The sequence below is a fragment of the Aerolutibacter ruishenii genome (assembly GCF_007830115.1).
GTDB lineage: Bacteria > Pseudomonadota > Gammaproteobacteria > Xanthomonadales > Xanthomonadaceae > Aerolutibacter > Aerolutibacter ruishenii.
Map to the genome: position 1 here is coordinate 86,821 of NZ_VLKP01000010.1, position 13,810 is coordinate 100,630.

At 68.6% G+C, this 13,810-nt stretch carries 14 protein-coding genes; 8 read left to right on the forward strand and 6 right to left on the reverse strand.

Features of this window, described 5'->3' with window-relative positions; all coding sequences use genetic code 11:
• Nucleotides 1–5 precede the first annotated feature (5 nt).
• The 7 genes from IP93_RS12100 (at nucleotide 6) to IP93_RS12130 (ending at nucleotide 6,956) form a co-directional block, all read left to right on the forward strand.
• Nucleotides 6–2,915 (forward strand): monovalent cation/H+ antiporter subunit A, encoded by a 2,910-nt coding sequence (locus IP93_RS12100; protein ID WP_144816066.1) that lies wholly within the window; start codon nucleotides 6–8, stop codon nucleotides 2,913–2,915.
• Nucleotides 2,915–3,259: a Na+/H+ antiporter subunit C gene (locus IP93_RS12105; protein ID WP_144816069.1), complete on the forward strand. Its 345-nt coding sequence runs from the start codon at nucleotides 2,915–2,917 to the stop codon at nucleotides 3,257–3,259. Before IP93_RS12100 ends, IP93_RS12105 begins: the two co-directional genes overlap by 1 nt.
• Complete coding sequence (locus tag IP93_RS12110; protein ID WP_144816071.1) at nucleotides 3,256–4,896, forward strand: monovalent cation/H+ antiporter subunit D; 1,641 nt, start codon at nucleotides 3,256–3,258, stop codon at nucleotides 4,894–4,896. The genes IP93_RS12105 and IP93_RS12110 overlap by 4 nt, the downstream gene beginning before the upstream one ends.
• On the forward strand, nucleotides 4,893–5,390 hold the full coding sequence (locus IP93_RS12115) for a Na+/H+ antiporter subunit E (protein WP_199747212.1): 498 nt from the start codon (nucleotides 4,893–4,895) through the stop codon (nucleotides 5,388–5,390). The genes IP93_RS12110 and IP93_RS12115 overlap by 4 nt, the downstream gene beginning before the upstream one ends.
• Nucleotides 5,387–5,665 carry a K+/H+ antiporter subunit F gene (locus IP93_RS12120; RefSeq protein WP_144816073.1) on the forward strand — a complete coding sequence of 93 codons (279 nt, stop codon included), beginning with the start codon at nucleotides 5,387–5,389 and terminating at the stop codon, nucleotides 5,663–5,665. The genes IP93_RS12115 and IP93_RS12120 overlap by 4 nt, the downstream gene beginning before the upstream one ends.
• Nucleotides 5,662–6,039, forward strand: a complete 378-nt coding sequence (locus IP93_RS12125; protein WP_144816075.1) for a monovalent cation/H(+) antiporter subunit G — start codon at nucleotides 5,662–5,664, stop codon at nucleotides 6,037–6,039. Before IP93_RS12120 ends, IP93_RS12125 begins: the two co-directional genes overlap by 4 nt.
• 95 nt (nucleotides 6,040–6,134) lie before the next feature.
• On the forward strand, nucleotides 6,135–6,956 hold the full coding sequence (locus IP93_RS12130; protein WP_158636338.1) for a CHAD domain-containing protein: 822 nt from the start codon (nucleotides 6,135–6,137) through the stop codon (nucleotides 6,954–6,956).
• A gap of 45 nt (nucleotides 6,957–7,001) precedes the next feature.
• Here the strand turns inward: IP93_RS12130 and IP93_RS12135 are convergent, their stop codons facing one another.
• The 6 genes from IP93_RS12135 to IP93_RS12160 all read right to left on the reverse strand — a co-directional run bounded on the left by IP93_RS12135 (nucleotide 7,002) and on the right by IP93_RS12160 (nucleotide 11,740).
• Nucleotides 7,002–7,349: a hypothetical protein gene (locus IP93_RS12135; RefSeq protein WP_144816078.1), complete on the reverse strand. Its 348-nt coding sequence runs from the start codon at nucleotides 7,347–7,349 to the stop codon at nucleotides 7,002–7,004.
• 47 nt (nucleotides 7,350–7,396) lie between these two features.
• Entirely contained in the window at nucleotides 7,397–7,705 is a 309-nt protein-coding gene (locus tag IP93_RS12140; protein ID WP_144816080.1) for an Mpo1-like protein, read from the reverse strand.
• Between the two features lie 62 nt (nucleotides 7,706–7,767).
• Complete coding sequence (locus IP93_RS12145) at nucleotides 7,768–8,163, reverse strand: DoxX family protein (protein WP_144816082.1); 396 nt, start codon at nucleotides 8,161–8,163, stop codon at nucleotides 7,768–7,770.
• A 62-nt stretch (nucleotides 8,164–8,225) separates the two neighbouring features.
• Complete coding sequence (locus tag IP93_RS12150; RefSeq protein WP_144816084.1) at nucleotides 8,226–9,089, reverse strand: general secretion pathway protein GspB; 864 nt, start codon at nucleotides 9,087–9,089, stop codon at nucleotides 8,226–8,228.
• Nucleotides 9,090–9,092: 3 nt separating this feature from the next.
• Nucleotides 9,093–10,736 carry an ExeA family protein gene (locus IP93_RS12155; RefSeq protein WP_144816085.1) on the reverse strand — a complete coding sequence of 548 codons (1,644 nt, stop codon included), beginning with the start codon at nucleotides 10,734–10,736 and terminating at the stop codon, nucleotides 9,093–9,095.
• A 47-nt stretch (nucleotides 10,737–10,783) separates the two neighbouring features.
• The gene (locus IP93_RS12160; protein ID WP_144816087.1) at nucleotides 10,784–11,740 is read right to left on the reverse strand and encodes a DMT family transporter; all 957 of its coding nucleotides are present in this window, start codon (nucleotides 11,738–11,740) and stop codon (nucleotides 10,784–10,786) included.
• 74 nt (nucleotides 11,741–11,814) lie between these two features.
• Here IP93_RS12160 and IP93_RS12165 point away from each other — a divergent pair, with 74 nt between their 5' ends.
• Entirely contained in the window at nucleotides 11,815–13,809 is a 1,995-nt protein-coding gene (locus IP93_RS12165) for a GGDEF domain-containing protein (protein ID WP_144816089.1), read from the forward strand.
• Nucleotide 13,810: the final 1 nt, after the last annotated feature.

Below are 13,810 nucleotides of genomic sequence, written 5' to 3' on the forward strand. Positions count from 1 at the left end.
CGCGCATGTCGTTGATGGCGCTGCTGCTGTTGCCGTTCGTCGGCAGCATTGTCACTGCGCTGCTGCCCACGCGTGCCCGCACGGTCCTCGCCGGGGTCGCGGGCCTGGTCGCGGCAATCGCCGCGGTGCAGGTCATGCTGCTGTTCCCGCAGGTACGTGATGGCGACGTGCTGCTGGAGACGTATGCATGGGTCCCTTCACTGGGGCTCGACATCGTGCTGCGGATGGACGGGTTCGCGTGGATATTCGCGGCCATCGTCACCACCATCGGCGTGCTGGTCTGCATCTACGCGCGCTACTACATGTCGCCGGACGATCCGGTGGCGCGCTTCTACGCGATGTTCCTGGCCTTCATGGGCGCCATGCTGGGCGTCGTGCTGTCCGGCAACCTGCTGCAGCTGGTGCTGTTCTGGGAGGCCACCAGCCTCGTCTCCTTCCTGCTGATCGGCTACTGGCACCACCGGGTGGACGCCCAGCGTGGCGCGCGGATGGCGCTGGTGGTGACCGGGGGCGGCGGCCTGTGCCTGCTGGCGGGCGTGATACTGATTGGCGACATCGTGGGCAGTTACGACCTCGATGCCGTGCTCGCCTCCGGCGACGCCATCCGTGCGCACCCGCTGTACCTGCCGACACTGTGCCTGGTGCTGGTCGGTGCATTCACCAAGAGCGCGCAGTTCCCGTTCCATTTCTGGTTGCCACGCGCCATGGCGGCACCGACGCCGGTGTCGGCCTACCTGCATTCGGCAACGATGGTGAAGGCCGGCGTGTTCCTGCTGGCGCGGCTGTGGCCGGTGCTGTCCGGTACCGACGCGTGGTTCTGGCTGGTTGGCGGCACCGGCGCGGTGACACTGTTGCTGGGCGCCTACACGGCGATGTTCCAGAACGACCTGAAGCGGGTGCTGGCGTATTCCACCATCAGCCACCTCGGCCTGATCACCCTGCTGCTTGGCATGAACAGTCCGCTGGCGGCGGTCGCGGCTGTATTCCACATCGTCAACCACGCCACCTTCAAGGCGTCGCTGTTCATGGCGGCCGGCATCGTCGACCACGAAACCGGCACCCGCGACATCTCCCGGCTCAGCGGCCTGATCCACGCGATGCCGCGCACCGGCGCGCTGGCGCTGGTGGCCACCGCGGCCATGGCGGGTGTGCCACTGCTCAACGGGTTCCTGTCGAAGGAGATGTTCTTCGCCGAAACCATCTACGTCAGCTCGTACCCGTGGGTGGAGCGGAGCATGCCGGTGGTGGCCACCGTCGCGAGCATGTTCGCGGTCACCTATTCGCTGCGTTTTGGCTATGACATCTTCTTCGGCGAACCGTCCACCGACCTGCCGCGCCAGCCGGAAGAGCCGCCGCGCTGGATGCGCATCCCGATCCTGCTGCTGGTGGCCACCTGCCTGGTGGTCGGCATCGCCCCCGAGCAGTCGATCGGTCCGGCGCTTGCGGCGGCGGCGCGCCCGGTGGTCGGCGGCGAACTGCCCGAATACAGTCTGGCGGTGTGGCACGGCTTCACCACGCCGTTGCTGATGAGCATGATCGCGATTGCCGGTGGCATTGCCGGTTACCGGTGGTTGCGGCGGCGCCAGGCACGCGGCCAGTTGCTCGACACGCCGGGTGTCTCGCGCCTCAATGGCCGGCAACTGTTCGAAAGCGCGCTTCTGGGGCTGACCCGCGGGTCGCGGGCGTTCCTGCGCGTGTTTGGCACCCGCCGCCTGCAGCCGCAGTTGTTCACGGTGATCGCGCTTGCGGGCTTGCTGGCCCTGCTGGCCACCCGTGGCATGCCGCTGGAGTGGGGCGACCGCGCGCGGTTGCCGCCTTCGCAACCGTTCGTGCTGCTGTGGATCATCGGCATGGTGTGCGCGGTGGGTGCAGCGGCCATGGCCAAGTTCCACCGGCTGGTGGCGATCACGTTGATGGGCGGCGCCGGACTGGTGACGTGCCTGACGTTTGCGTGGTTCTCGGCGCCGGACCTGGCGCTGACGCAGATCGTGGTCGAGGTGGTCACCACCACGCTGTTCCTGCTCGGCCTGCGCTGGCTGCCGATGCGCATGGAGGGCGTGCCCGGGCGCCATCCCCTGTTGGGCCGCCTGCGCCGTGGTCGTGACCTGCTGCTGGCGATACTCGTGGGCAGCGGCATGGCGGCGCTGTCGTATGCGTTGTTGACGCGGCCGGCGCCGCAGAGCATTTCGCCGTTCTTCCTGCAGCGGGCGCTGCCGGAGGGCGGCGGCAGCAATGTGGTCAACGTCATGCTGGTCGACTTCCGCGCACTCGACACCCTGGGCGAGATCACCGTGCTCGGGGCGGTGGCGCTGACGGTGTACGCGCTGCTGCGACGTTTCCGCCCGCCGGCGGAGAGCGTGGCGCGGCCGGCACAGCAGCGGGCGGTGGCAGTCGACACGGACACCGACCTGGTCAGTCCGCGCCGCGACGAGGATGCCGGTGGCTACCTGCTGGTGCCGGCCGTGGTCTCGCGCCTGCTGTTGCCGGTGGCGCTGGTGGTGGCGGCGCACTTCTTCCTGCGCGGGCATAACGAGCCTGGTGGCGGCTTTGTCGCCGGTCTGGTGGTCGCCATCGCGTTGTTGATGCAGTACCTGGCGTCGGGCACGCGCTGGGTGGAGGCGCGCGTGCCGGTGCGGCCGGCGCGCTGGATCGCCGCGGGCCTGTTGCTGGCGGCCGTTACCGGGCTGGGGGCGGTGCTGGTCGGATACCCGTTCCTGACCACCCACACCGCCCACTTCACGTTGCCGTGGATCGGCGAGGTGCACCTGCCGAGCGCGACCTTCTTCGACCTTGGCGTGCTGGCGGTGGTGGTGGGCGCGGTCCTGCTGATCCTGACCGCGCTGGCGCACCAGTCGATCCGTGGCCATCGACAACAGCAGGCGCCGCACGCCACGGCCAACCCGGAGGTGCCGTAATGGAAGTCCTGCTCGCACTGGTGATCGGCGTGCTGGCCGCGTCCGGGATCTGGCTCGTGTTGCGTCCGCGTACCTTCCAGGTGGTGATGGGACTCGCGCTGCTGTCCTACGCGGTCAACCTTTTCATCTTCAGCATGGGCAGCCTGATGATCGACCGGCCGCCGATCGTCTCCCCCGGTGTACCGGCGAACCTGGAGCACTACACCGACCCGATGCCACAGTCGCTGGTGCTGACCGCCATCGTGATCGGCTTCGCCACCACGGCGCTGTTCCTGGTGGTGCTGCTGGCCGCACGCGGCCTCAGTGGCACCGACCACGTGGACGGGGAGCAGGACGAACCATGACGTCGCTGCTGCCCGGGCTGATGATCGTGCCGCTGGTGCTGCCGTTGATGACGGCGGCCTTGCTGCTGCTGGTGGATGGCAACCGCTGGCGCCTGCGCGCGCTGATCAACGTCACTGCCTCGGTGGCAGGCCTGGTGGTGGCGCTCGCGTTGCTGTGGGCGGTGGACCGCGGCGGTATCGGCGTTTACCTGGCGGCGAACTGGCAGGCGCCGTTCGGCATCGTGCTGGTCGCCGACCGGCTGTCGGTGCTGATGCTGGTGCTGGTGGGGGTGGTAGGCGTGGCCACCGCGCTGTACGCCGAAGCCGGTTGGGCGCGGAGCGGGGTCTGGTTCCATGCGCTGTTCCAGGTGCAGTTGCTCGGGCTCAACGGGGTCTTCCTGACCGGCGACCTGTTCAACCTGTTCGTGTTCTTCGAGGTGCTGCTGGCGGCATCGTACGGCCTGCAGTTGCACGGCTCCGGATGGCCGCGCGTGCGCGCGGGCATGCACTACATCGCGGTGAACCTGTTGGCGTCGTCGCTGTTCCTGGTGGGGCTGGCGGTGCTGTACGGCGTCACCGGCACGCTGTCGATGGCGGACCTGGCCGACAAGGCCGCGCTGGTGCCCGCGCAGGACCGTGGCCTGCTGCACGTGGGCGCCTCGATCCTGGCGGTCGCGTTCCTGATCAAGGCCGCGGTATGGCCGCTCAATGCGTGGCTGGTGCCGGCGTACTCCACCGCCAGCGTGCCGGTGGCGGCGTTGTTCGTGCTGATGACCAAGGTCGGCTTCTACGTGCTCTTCCGCCTGTGGACGCTGGTGTTCTCGGACGATGCGGGGGTGTCCGCGCACTTTGGCGGCACGGTGCTGCTGTACGGCGGACTGGCGACACTGGCCTTCGGCACGGTGGGACTGCTGGCGTCGATCCGCCTGGAGCGGATTGCCGCGTACTCGGTGCTGGTTTCGTCGGGCACGCTGCTGTCGGCGCTGGGCATGGGTTCACCCGCGCTGAGTGCCGCGGCGGTGTTCTACGTGGCCAGCGCCACGCTCGCGGTAGCCATGCTGTTCCTGCTGGCCGAACTGGTGAAGCGCACCGGCCTGCAGGGGCCGACGCAGCCGCCGGCCGTCGATGCCACGCCCGACGAGGAGGACAACCTGGACGATGCGCAGTTGCCGATGATCGGCGTCGCCATCCCGGTGTCGGTGGCCCTGCTCGGGTTGGCCTTCGTTGCCTGCGCACTGCTGGTGGCCGGACTACCGCCGCTGTCGGGCTTCCTGGCGAAGGTCGGGCTGCTGTCGGCGGCAGTCGGTCGGGATGCGGGGGCGGGCATCGGCCCCGGAACGGCGCGCTGGGTGCTGGTCGCGCTGCTGCTGCTGTCCAGCGCGTTCGCGACGATCTCGCTGACGCGCGCCGGCATTCGCCATTTCTGGTCCAAGGGGGGGCGGTTCGTGCCGCACCTGAGCGCGGCGGAAGGCGGAGCGGTATTGTTCCTGATTGCCGCCGCGGGCCTGCTGACGGTCTTTGCGGAACCGGCGATGCGCTACGCAACCGCTACGGCGGCGTCGCTGCATGCGCCGCGCCCCTACATCGATGCGGTACTGGGGGCGCGGGCACGTCCGGGGCCCACCACCGCGCCACCGGCCGGGCGGGCGGCGCCATGACGATGCTGCGACGATTACTTCCGGCGCCGTGGTTGAGCCTGGCCTTGTTCGTGCTGTGGCTGCTGCTGGCGCGTAGCGCGGCGCCGGGGCAGGTCGTGCTCGGCATCGCCCTGGCACTGGTCGTGCCGCCGCTGACCGCAGGCCTGCGCATCGGACATGCGCGCATCCGGCGTCCGGACCGTGCGCTGCGCTTCGCCGCACGGGTCGCGTTCGACGTGGTCGCGTCGAACCTGGCCGTGGGCCGCGACGTGCTGCTGTTCCGCAGGCGCCGGCCGACGGCGGCTTTCGTGGTGATCCCGCTGGAACTGCACGACCCGGTTGGACTGGCGATGCTGGCGCTGGTCACCACCATCGTGCCCGGCACGGTCTGGTCCGAACTCGCCATCGACCGCAGCACGCTGCTGCTGCACGTCTGGGACGTGGATGACGAGGCCGGCTACGTCGCGCGCTTCAAGGACCGCTACGAAAGACCGCTTCGGGAGATCTTCGAATGAACGCGCTGCTGTCCTTCGCCAGCAACTTCGCACTGGGCTGCTACGCGCTGGCGTCGGTGCTGGTGCTGTTGCGCCTGCTGCGCGGTCCGCGCGCTCAGGACCGGGTATTCGCACTCGACCTGCTGTACGTGCACGCGATGCTGGTGGTGATGGTGATAGGCCTGCGCTACCAGAGCGACCGCTATTTCGAGTTGGCGCTGCTGATCGCACTGTTCGGTTTCGTCAGCTCCTCGGCGATGGCCAAGTTCATCCTGCGCGGGGAGGTGATCGAATGAGTACCGGGGTGGTCTGGGTGGACGTGGTGGTGGCCATGCTGCTGGTGCTCAGCGGCGTGCTGGTGCTGGTGTCGGCGATCGGTTTCGTGCGGCTGCAGAATTTCTTCCTGCGCATGCACCCGCCGGCATTGGCCTACACGTTGAGCACCTGGTGCGTGGCCGGCGCTTCGGCGCTGAGCCTGTCGGTGCTGGGGGGGCGCCTGGTGCTGCACCCGTTGCTGTTGCCGGCGCTGCTGGCGCTGACGGTGCCGGTGACGACCCTGTTGCTGGCGCGGGTGTCGCTGTTCCGGGACCGCCGGGCGGGCATCGAGGGGACGCCGCCGGCCTCGGTGCCGCGCCAGGCCGACGTGGCCGGCCCGGAGTCGTCGCCTTGAACAACATCGCGTGCGAACGACCGCGATGATGTGAGCCGGGTGGGGTACACCTGGCCCGGGATGTTGCGGACCGCCAATTCCGCTATCTTCGCCGCGTGGAAGACCTATCCGCTGACGCTGCCGGCCCTGGCTCCGCACTGCGGGCCTATGGCGTGGCCGAACTGGCACTGGCGCGTGAGTCGCTGGGCCTGCGTGGCCGCCAGGCGCATGAGGGCATCCACCAGGCACGCAAGTCCATTCGCCGCGTCCGGGCAATGCTGGCCCTGTGCGGCAAGACACTGGGACCGGGTGGCGGGTTGGTCGATCGCCAACTGCGCCGCTTGAACCGGCAGCTATCGCCGCTGCGCGACGCGCATGCGCTGGTGGAGACCCTCGACCGCCTTGGCCTGAAGCCGCGCAATGCCCAGGCACGTGAGGCCCTGGCCACCGCACGGAAGATCGCCGCCAGGCGGTGCGCAGCCCTGGCGCGGCAGGCGGATTTTGTCCGCGCGCTGGGCGAGGCCGAGGCAGTGGTGGCCATGCTGCAGGCGGCACTCCATGGCTTGCCTTGGGCGGACGTCACCGTGCCGGCGCTGGTCGATGCGATGGACGCGGCGGCACGCAAGGCGAAGCGGATGCGGCAGCATGCCCTCGCGCATGATGATGCCGAGGACTGGCATCGCTGGCGCCGCAGCATGCGCCGGCTGTCCCAGCAGCAACGGGCGGCCGGGGCGGCGGGCCTGCCGCTGCAGCCCGACGAATTCGACAAGCATCTGACCGAGCAGTTGGGCGTGATGCAGGACCTGAGCCTGCTGATTGCGCACTGTGGCGATGGGTCGCCCTTCCCCAGGGCCACGCGCGTGGTCCTGAGGCACTTTGCCGAACGGTCGCTGGCGCGGCAGCGCAAGCGTATCCGCTCGGTGATGCCATGCAGCTGACGGGCGGACGATGGTGGGCGGGCTTGGGCCGCGCGCGGATGGCCTTCACCGCGGCCCGGATACCTCGACACGGTGCAGGTGCTCGACGCCAGTGGTGGCGAGCAGCCGTTCGTAGTCACGGAATACGTAGGCGAAGTACGCCGCCAACGTGAAGGTCACCAGCAGCAGCAACGCGAGTCGTGGCCTCAGTCGGCGCAACGTGCCGCCAAAGGCCAGCAGGGCCAACAGCCCGAAGATGGCCACTACCGCGTCAAAGCTGGACCGCTGCCAATAGCTGCCACCCAGGTGCAGGTACAGGTCCGGCAGTTGCCGCGACATGATCAGGTACACCAGGATGCGGGTCGACAGGAACGTGATCACGAAGCTGGCCAGCACCAGCCTTCGCAACCGCATGTGGCTTGCGTGCCGCGTCCCGGTCATGGCTTCAGCAGGGCAGGGCGCTAGTCCCGCAGGCGCCCGGTCAGCGTCTCGAACCACATGCGCCAATCCCCCAGGAAGCTGTAGAGCGGATGGGTGAAGGTGGCGGGCTGGTTGTGCTCGAAGAATGCATGACCGGTCCATGCCCAGGCGTAGCCCTGCAGCAGGGCCACCAGCAGCCAGCCGTAATGCCCGGTGACCACCGCCACTACGATCAGGATCGCGGCGATGGACGTGCCGATGAAGTGGAGCCGGCGGCAGGTGGGGTGGCGATGCTGCGACAGGTAGAACGGATAGAACGCCTGCATTGACGCGTAGCGGTGCCTGGACATGTTGCCCTCCGCGTGGCGATTCGGGCGGTACCCGGGAAGGTACCGCCCGGCAACCGTTGCGATTACTTGTTGTTGGCGCTGTAGCTGCCCGGGCCCAGCAGCGCCACGGCCAGCGCACAACCGAGGAACATGCCCTGCAGTTCCAGCATCCAGCCACCCTGTTCGTTCAACTGGCCCAGTTGGCCCATGTGCGCCATCCAGATGGCCACCAGCATGTTGATGACGATGATGATGCCGCCGATGCGCGCGTAGGCACCGATCAGCACCATGACCGGTGCCAGCACCTCGCCGATCAGCACACCGTAGCCAAGGAAACCCGGCAGCCCTTGGGCCTCGACCATGCCGACGATCCCGGACACGCCGCCTTTGAGCTTGGCGATGCCGTGCAGCAGGATCAGTACGCCCAATGTAATGCGCAGGATGAGCTTGCCAAGGTCGGCCTGGGTGTTCGGATTCATGTCGCGGTTCCCCTCTCGCAGGTATGGATGTGTGGATGGAGCTTGGTCCATGGCTTGGCGGATCAGCGTACCGGCACGCGCAGGCGCTGGCCGTTCCATGCCAGCACCACGCCGTCCTGGTCGATGGATTCAACCACCGTTTCGCCCACGCGGTCGCCTTCGCCCACGCGCGTGCCGTCGATGATGGCGAAGCGCTTGCCGGCGTCCGGGCCCCACATGTGCATGCTCATCTTCAGCGGCGGCAGTTGCTGGCGGTCGGCGATGCCGAGGTCGGCGAGTCGCAGTGTGCCACTGCCGGCGCCGATGCTGGCGGCCGCGGGTACGGATGACGGTACGGATGGTGCGCGACTGGCTGGCAAAAGTTGCGGTGGCGATGCGCCAGACTCTGCCGGATTGCGCGGCGGGGCCGCGGTCGCGGTGGGGATGGCGGTGGTTGCAGCGGTGACGGCGGTGCGGGACGGCCCGGCCGTTTCACCCGTGGGCGACACCATGGCAGTGGGGGCAGCAGCCGCGGTGGGAGCGGTCATCGGCTGGATTGCGGGCATGGTCGCGGCGGATTGCGCTCGCGTGTCCAACGCGATGGGGGCGGGAGTTGCGCCTGCCAGCGTCGCTGAGGCAGTCGCCGCTGGTGGCGCTGGCATGGTTGCAGCGTCCTGTACCTGTTCGACGGCGGTGTCATCCACTGCATTGACAGTGGCGGTTGCCTCGGGCGTCTGGGGCCGCACGCCGGTGATGGGTGTGCGCCCCAGCCACAGCCAGCCGACAAGGGCCAGCGCGGCCGCTGCCGCTGCCGGCCACAGCCAGGCGGGTGCGCCAGCCAGTGGCGTGGCATCGGCGCGGGGTGCGGCGGCCAACACGTCGCCGGCGACCTGCGCCTTGCGGCGTTCGGCTTCGGACTTGCGCAGCGCGTCGAGGATCAGGGACATCGCTTACTCCAGCACGGTGCGCAGGCGCGGACCGGGGTCGCGTGCGGCCAGGGCCATGAGGGTCTGTGGACCCACCACGCCATCGGCGACGATACCGCGCGTTGCCTGGAAAGCACGGATGGCGTCGGCCATTGCCGCGTCCAGCACGGCCGGCCCGGTGTAGGCGGGTTGCAGGCGGGCGTGGATCCAGTCCACGCCGGGTCCGTACTGGCCGCCAGTAAACGGGGGCTGCACCGGTGCGGGCGCGCGCCACAACGCGGCGTACTCGCCGCGCCAGACACGGTCCAGGGCGATGCGGTCGATGTCCACGATGCGCGCGCCCAGGTGCAGCCGCAGGCGCACGGCGTCGGCCCCCAGCAATGCGGCCCAGGCGGTGTGGCCATCGGCCTGCAGCTTCAGCATCAACGGGCGGCCGAGTGCGACCAGGGTGTCCAGTTTGCCCGTCCCTTGCAGGCAGCGCAGGCCGTTGCCCAGCTGTGGTGGGCAGGCGGCTGCGGCATCGACGTCGATGGCAGGTTGCGACCACGCCTGCAGCAGGGGACGCCATGCCTGCGATGGCGCCCCCGCCATGTTGGCAATCGCAAGCGTCAGGCCAGTGGCGTCCAGCTGCTGTGCCCGGGTGACGGGCATGCGGCTGCCGGTCTTGCTGTGGAGGTCGGCCGCCGGCAAGTCCGCGCCGTTTCGACGCGTGGTCGGGACCGGCGCGGCATCCCGCCGTGCGTCAATCGTCGTGGCGGCCTGGGTGCGCGGCCACAGCCACGCGGCGGTCCCTATGGCGAGCACGGCCACACCCGCGGCCAAGGCCATCGGCCAGCGTCGGCCGCGCGGTGCCGCAGTCGCCAGGACCTCGGTGGCCGCCGCATCCACCCATTTCGGCCCGATCATGCTCTCGTCGTGCGCGTAGCCGGCCAGCAGCGCGCGTTCGGCGATGACGTTGGTCAGACGTGGCACGCCGCGCGACCAGGTGTGGATGCGCCGCGTGGCCGCCTCGGTGAACGGGAAGCGCTGGCCACCGGCCACCTTGTAGCGGTGGCGCAGGTAGGCATCGGTCTCGGCGGTGCTGAGCGGGGTCAGGTGGAAGCGCGCGGTGATGCGTTGCGCGAGCTGGCGCAGGTCTTCGCGCGCCAGCATGCTGCGCAGTTCGGGCTGGCCCAGCAGGATGATCTGCAGCAGCTTCTGCGTGTCGGTTTCCAGGTTGGTCAGCAGGCGGACCTGTTCCAGCGCATCCACCGACAGGTTCTGCGCTTCGTCAATGATCAGCACCACGCGCAGGCCCTGCGCGTATGCCTCCAGCAGGTAGCGGTTGAGCAGGTCGACCAGTTGCTTGAGGCTGCCGCGCCTGCCGTCCAGGTCCAGGTGCAGTTCCTCGCAGATGGTTTCCAGCAGTTCCACCGGACTCAGGCGTGGGTTCAGCACCAGCGCCACGCGCGCGTTGTCGGGCAGTTGTTCCAGCAGCAGCCGCGAGAGGGTGGTCTTGCCGGTGCCGACCTCGCCGGTCAACTGCACGAAGCCGCCGCCGCCACCCTGGCCGATGCCGTACAGCAAGTGCGCCAAGGCGTCCCGGTGGCGCTCGCTGAGGAACACGAAGCGCGGGTCGGGGGTAATCGAGAACGGCGGTTCCCTGAGGCCGTAATACTCGAGGTACATGGCTGCCGTAGTGGCGGGTGTCGGCGCCTAGCCTGCCACGAAACCGGTCAGTCGGCGACGTGCTTGGCCTCGGCGGTGCCCAGCACCTCCGGGTGTTCCACGGGGTGGCGGTTGGCCAGGCGGTTGAGCAGTGGCTGTGCGAACACCGCCGCCAGGATGATGACCACACCCAGATAAAACTGCGGGGTCAGCTCGTGCTGCTCGCCCAGCAGCACGATCGCCAGCAGGATGGCGTACACCGGTTCCATGTTCACCGCCATCTGCGCGGCGAAGGCGTTCATGTGGCGCAGTGCCACCAGCGACAGGGTGAAGGGCAACAGTGTGCACACCATGGCGAGCACCAGCAGGTAGAGCGCGTCGCTTGTGGAGGGCATGACGAACAGGTCGCCGGCGAAGGCGGGGAAGATGGCCGGCATCACCGGGGCCAGCAAGGTCAGGGTCAGTGCACCGGCACCCAGTTCCAGTGCGGTGACGGTGAGCGGGTCGCCGTGCTCGACCATGCGCTTGTTGAGCGAGCCGAACAGCGCCACGAACAGTGCCGACAACGCGCCCACGGCGATCCCCAGTCGCATGTCCGGGGGCACGCCGCCCACCACCAGCGCCACGCCCGGGAGCACGGCGATGCCCAGGATCAGTTCGCGCTTGTAGAAGCGGGTTCCGGCCAGCCAGGGTTCGACCAGGGCGGTGAACACGGTGGCCAGTGCCATGCACGTGGCCCCCACCGAGGCATTCGACAGCTTGATGGAGCCGTAGAAGGTCAGCCAGTGTAGGGCGACCAGTACGCCGATGCCGGAATAGACCAGGATCAGCCGGCCCGACATTGCCCGCAACCCGCGCCAGACACGCGGCACCAGCGCCAGGGCGAGCACCACCAGCACCATGCGCCACCACACCAGCGGCAACGCGGGCAGGGTGATCAGCTTGCCGAGGATGGCGGTGAAACCCCACAACAACACGCAGAAGTGGATCTGTAACTGGGCTTTGGCGGCAGGGGTCATGGGCATGGGCGGCATTATCGACCATCGCCGCTGGCAAGGCGCGATTGACGCCCGCGGGGCGAGCTGCCTACGATCGGGCCATGCATTGGCCAACATGGGTGATCGCAGCACTGTTGGGGGTTGCGGCACCGTGGACAATGGCCGCGGACACGCCCGTGACCGCCGAAGCGCTGCGTCGCCAGCCACGCTTTCCCGCTGACTTCGAGGCGCTGACCTATCCGCAGCGGATCGACTGGCTGCAGCGGCAACTTGAGGCGGCCGACAGCCCCGTGCGGCGCTACCAGCTGGTCAGTGAGCGTGCATTCGAGCACTACGCCAATGGAGCCAACGCCGAGGTGGTGGTGGCCTGCCGCGAGGTGGCACCACAGGCCTTCCATCTGGAGTACCGCTTTGTCTGCGCCGCGGCGGACGAACGCGACCCGGCCGGCAGCATCCAGGGGATGCTGGACGTGCATGCCGACGCCATGGCCGCCGGTAAAGTCAATCTGGCGGTACAGGTCCTGTCCACCGCGGCCTGGGTGCAGTCCGCGGCCGGCGACGTTGCCGGCGCCTTCCGCAGTTACGAACAGGCGCTGTCGCTGGCGGAGCATGCCAGTCCGGAAACCCTGAACGATGTCACCCTGAACACGGCCACGTTGTACGTGATGCACGGCGACCGCGAGTACGTGCAGAAAGGCGTGGCGCTGCAGGTGGAGACCATTGCGCGTTTCAGGAAGCTCAAGGCGGAACGGCCGGACGCGGCGGCGTACTTCGACGATGTCATCGCGCTGACGCAGTACAACGCCGGAGTGGCGCATGCGCTGCATCTGCAGGATTACGCCCGGGCGTTGCACTGGTTTGGCCGGTTGGATCCGCGCAACCGCGAATTGCGGAAATCCGCGCTGGTGTTCTCCGCCCTGTCCGCGACGGAGCTGGGGCGCACGTCACAGGCTCGCGCATGGCTCGCGGCTTCGCGCGCGGCTCCCGCGAGCAGCGAAATGGATACCGCCTACCTGGCGTGCTACCAGGAGTTGATCAAGGCGAAGTTGAACGGGACCGCGCAACTGGCGCCATGCCGCGACCTGGCCGAGAACACGCCTCTGGAAGTCAGCCTGGACATCTTCAAGCGCATGGCCGACCTGCCGCAGCCGGCTTGGCGGCAGGCCGGCATGGAGCGGTTGCACGGGCTGTTCGTCGCCAAGCTGGAGCCCCAGCTCAAGCAGAGTTCTATGCGGGCGGCCTCGCGTGCCGAGCTCAGCCGCTTGCAGTTGGAGTCGAAGTTGAACGGCCAGTTGCTGGAAAAGGAGCAGGCACTCAAGCGCGCGGAGCAGGACAAGCTGCGCGGACAGCGCCTGTTGACGGCGGCAGTGGTGGCCATCCTGCTGCTGGTGCTCCTGGTGATCGCCCTGCGGCTGAGGCACGACCGCAGGCTGGCACGGCAATTCCTGTCGATGAGCGTGCACGATGGCCTGACCGGGCTGCACAACCGCCGGCACTTCGAGCACCACGTCGAGCGGGAAATCAACCTCGTCAAACGCGCGCAGCAGGAAGGTACCGGGCAGTCGATCGCGCTGTGCCTGTTCGACATCGACCATTTCAAGCGCATCAACGACAGTCACGGCCACGACGCGGGCGACGCGGTGCTGAAGCAGTTCGCACAGCGCATCAAGGCGGTCACGCGCGACTCCGACCTGCTGGTGCGCTGGGGCGGTGAGGAGTTCCTGCTGCTCGCGCGCTTGGCGCATGCCGGCGAGTCGCACCACATCGCCGAGCGCATCCGTACCGTGGTGGCGACGCAGCCTTTCACGCTGCCGGACCAGCGCGTGCTGGACGTGACCTGCACCGTTGGCGCGGTGGTCTATCCGCGCGCGGTGGGCGGCGAAAGCGACGTACCGTGGCAGCGCCTGGTGCAACTGGCCGACGCGGCCTTGTACCTGGGCAAGCGGAAGGGGCGCAACTGCTGGGTCTGCATCGATAACGTGGTGGACACCGCCGCGCTGGACCGCATCCTGGCGCAGGATCTGGAAATCTCCGTCCGCGAGGGGTTGATCGTGCTGGGGGACGGGCTCGAACCATCCGGCGTGGCGAGCGCGTGAG

What these genes read in the sequence shown, in the direction of transcription:
- IP93_RS12100 (WP_144816066.1), top strand. Translation starts at nt 6, where the DNA reads ATGTCGTTGATGGCGCTGCTGCTGTTGCCGTTCGTCGGCAGCATTGTC.
- IP93_RS12105 (WP_144816069.1), top strand. Translation starts at nt 2,915, where the DNA reads ATGGAAGTCCTGCTCGCACTGGTGATCGGCGTGCTGGCCGCGTCCGGG.
- IP93_RS12110 (WP_144816071.1), top strand. Translation starts at nt 3,256, where the DNA reads ATGACGTCGCTGCTGCCCGGGCTGATGATCGTGCCGCTGGTGCTGCCG.
- IP93_RS12115 (WP_199747212.1), top strand. Translation starts at nt 4,893, where the DNA reads ATGACGATGCTGCGACGATTACTTCCGGCGCCGTGGTTGAGCCTGGCC.
- IP93_RS12120 (WP_144816073.1), top strand. Translation starts at nt 5,387, where the DNA reads ATGAACGCGCTGCTGTCCTTCGCCAGCAACTTCGCACTGGGCTGCTAC.
- IP93_RS12125 (WP_144816075.1), top strand. Translation starts at nt 5,662, where the DNA reads ATGAGTACCGGGGTGGTCTGGGTGGACGTGGTGGTGGCCATGCTGCTG.
- IP93_RS12135 (WP_144816078.1), bottom strand. Translation starts at nt 7,349, where the DNA reads ATGCGGTTGCGAAGGCTGGTGCTGGCCAGCTTCGTGATCACGTTCCTG.
- IP93_RS12140 (WP_144816080.1), bottom strand. Translation starts at nt 7,705, where the DNA reads ATGTCCAGGCACCGCTACGCGTCAATGCAGGCGTTCTATCCGTTCTAC.
- IP93_RS12145 (WP_144816082.1), bottom strand. Translation starts at nt 8,163, where the DNA reads ATGAATCCGAACACCCAGGCCGACCTTGGCAAGCTCATCCTGCGCATT.
- IP93_RS12150 (WP_144816084.1), bottom strand. Translation starts at nt 9,089, where the DNA reads ATGTCCCTGATCCTCGACGCGCTGCGCAAGTCCGAAGCCGAACGCCGC.
- IP93_RS12155 (WP_144816085.1), bottom strand. Translation starts at nt 10,736, where the DNA reads ATGTACCTCGAGTATTACGGCCTCAGGGAACCGCCGTTCTCGATTACC.
- IP93_RS12160 (WP_144816087.1), bottom strand. Translation starts at nt 11,740, where the DNA reads ATGCCCATGACCCCTGCCGCCAAAGCCCAGTTACAGATCCACTTCTGC.
- IP93_RS12165 (WP_144816089.1), top strand. Translation starts at nt 11,815, where the DNA reads ATGCATTGGCCAACATGGGTGATCGCAGCACTGTTGGGGGTTGCGGCA.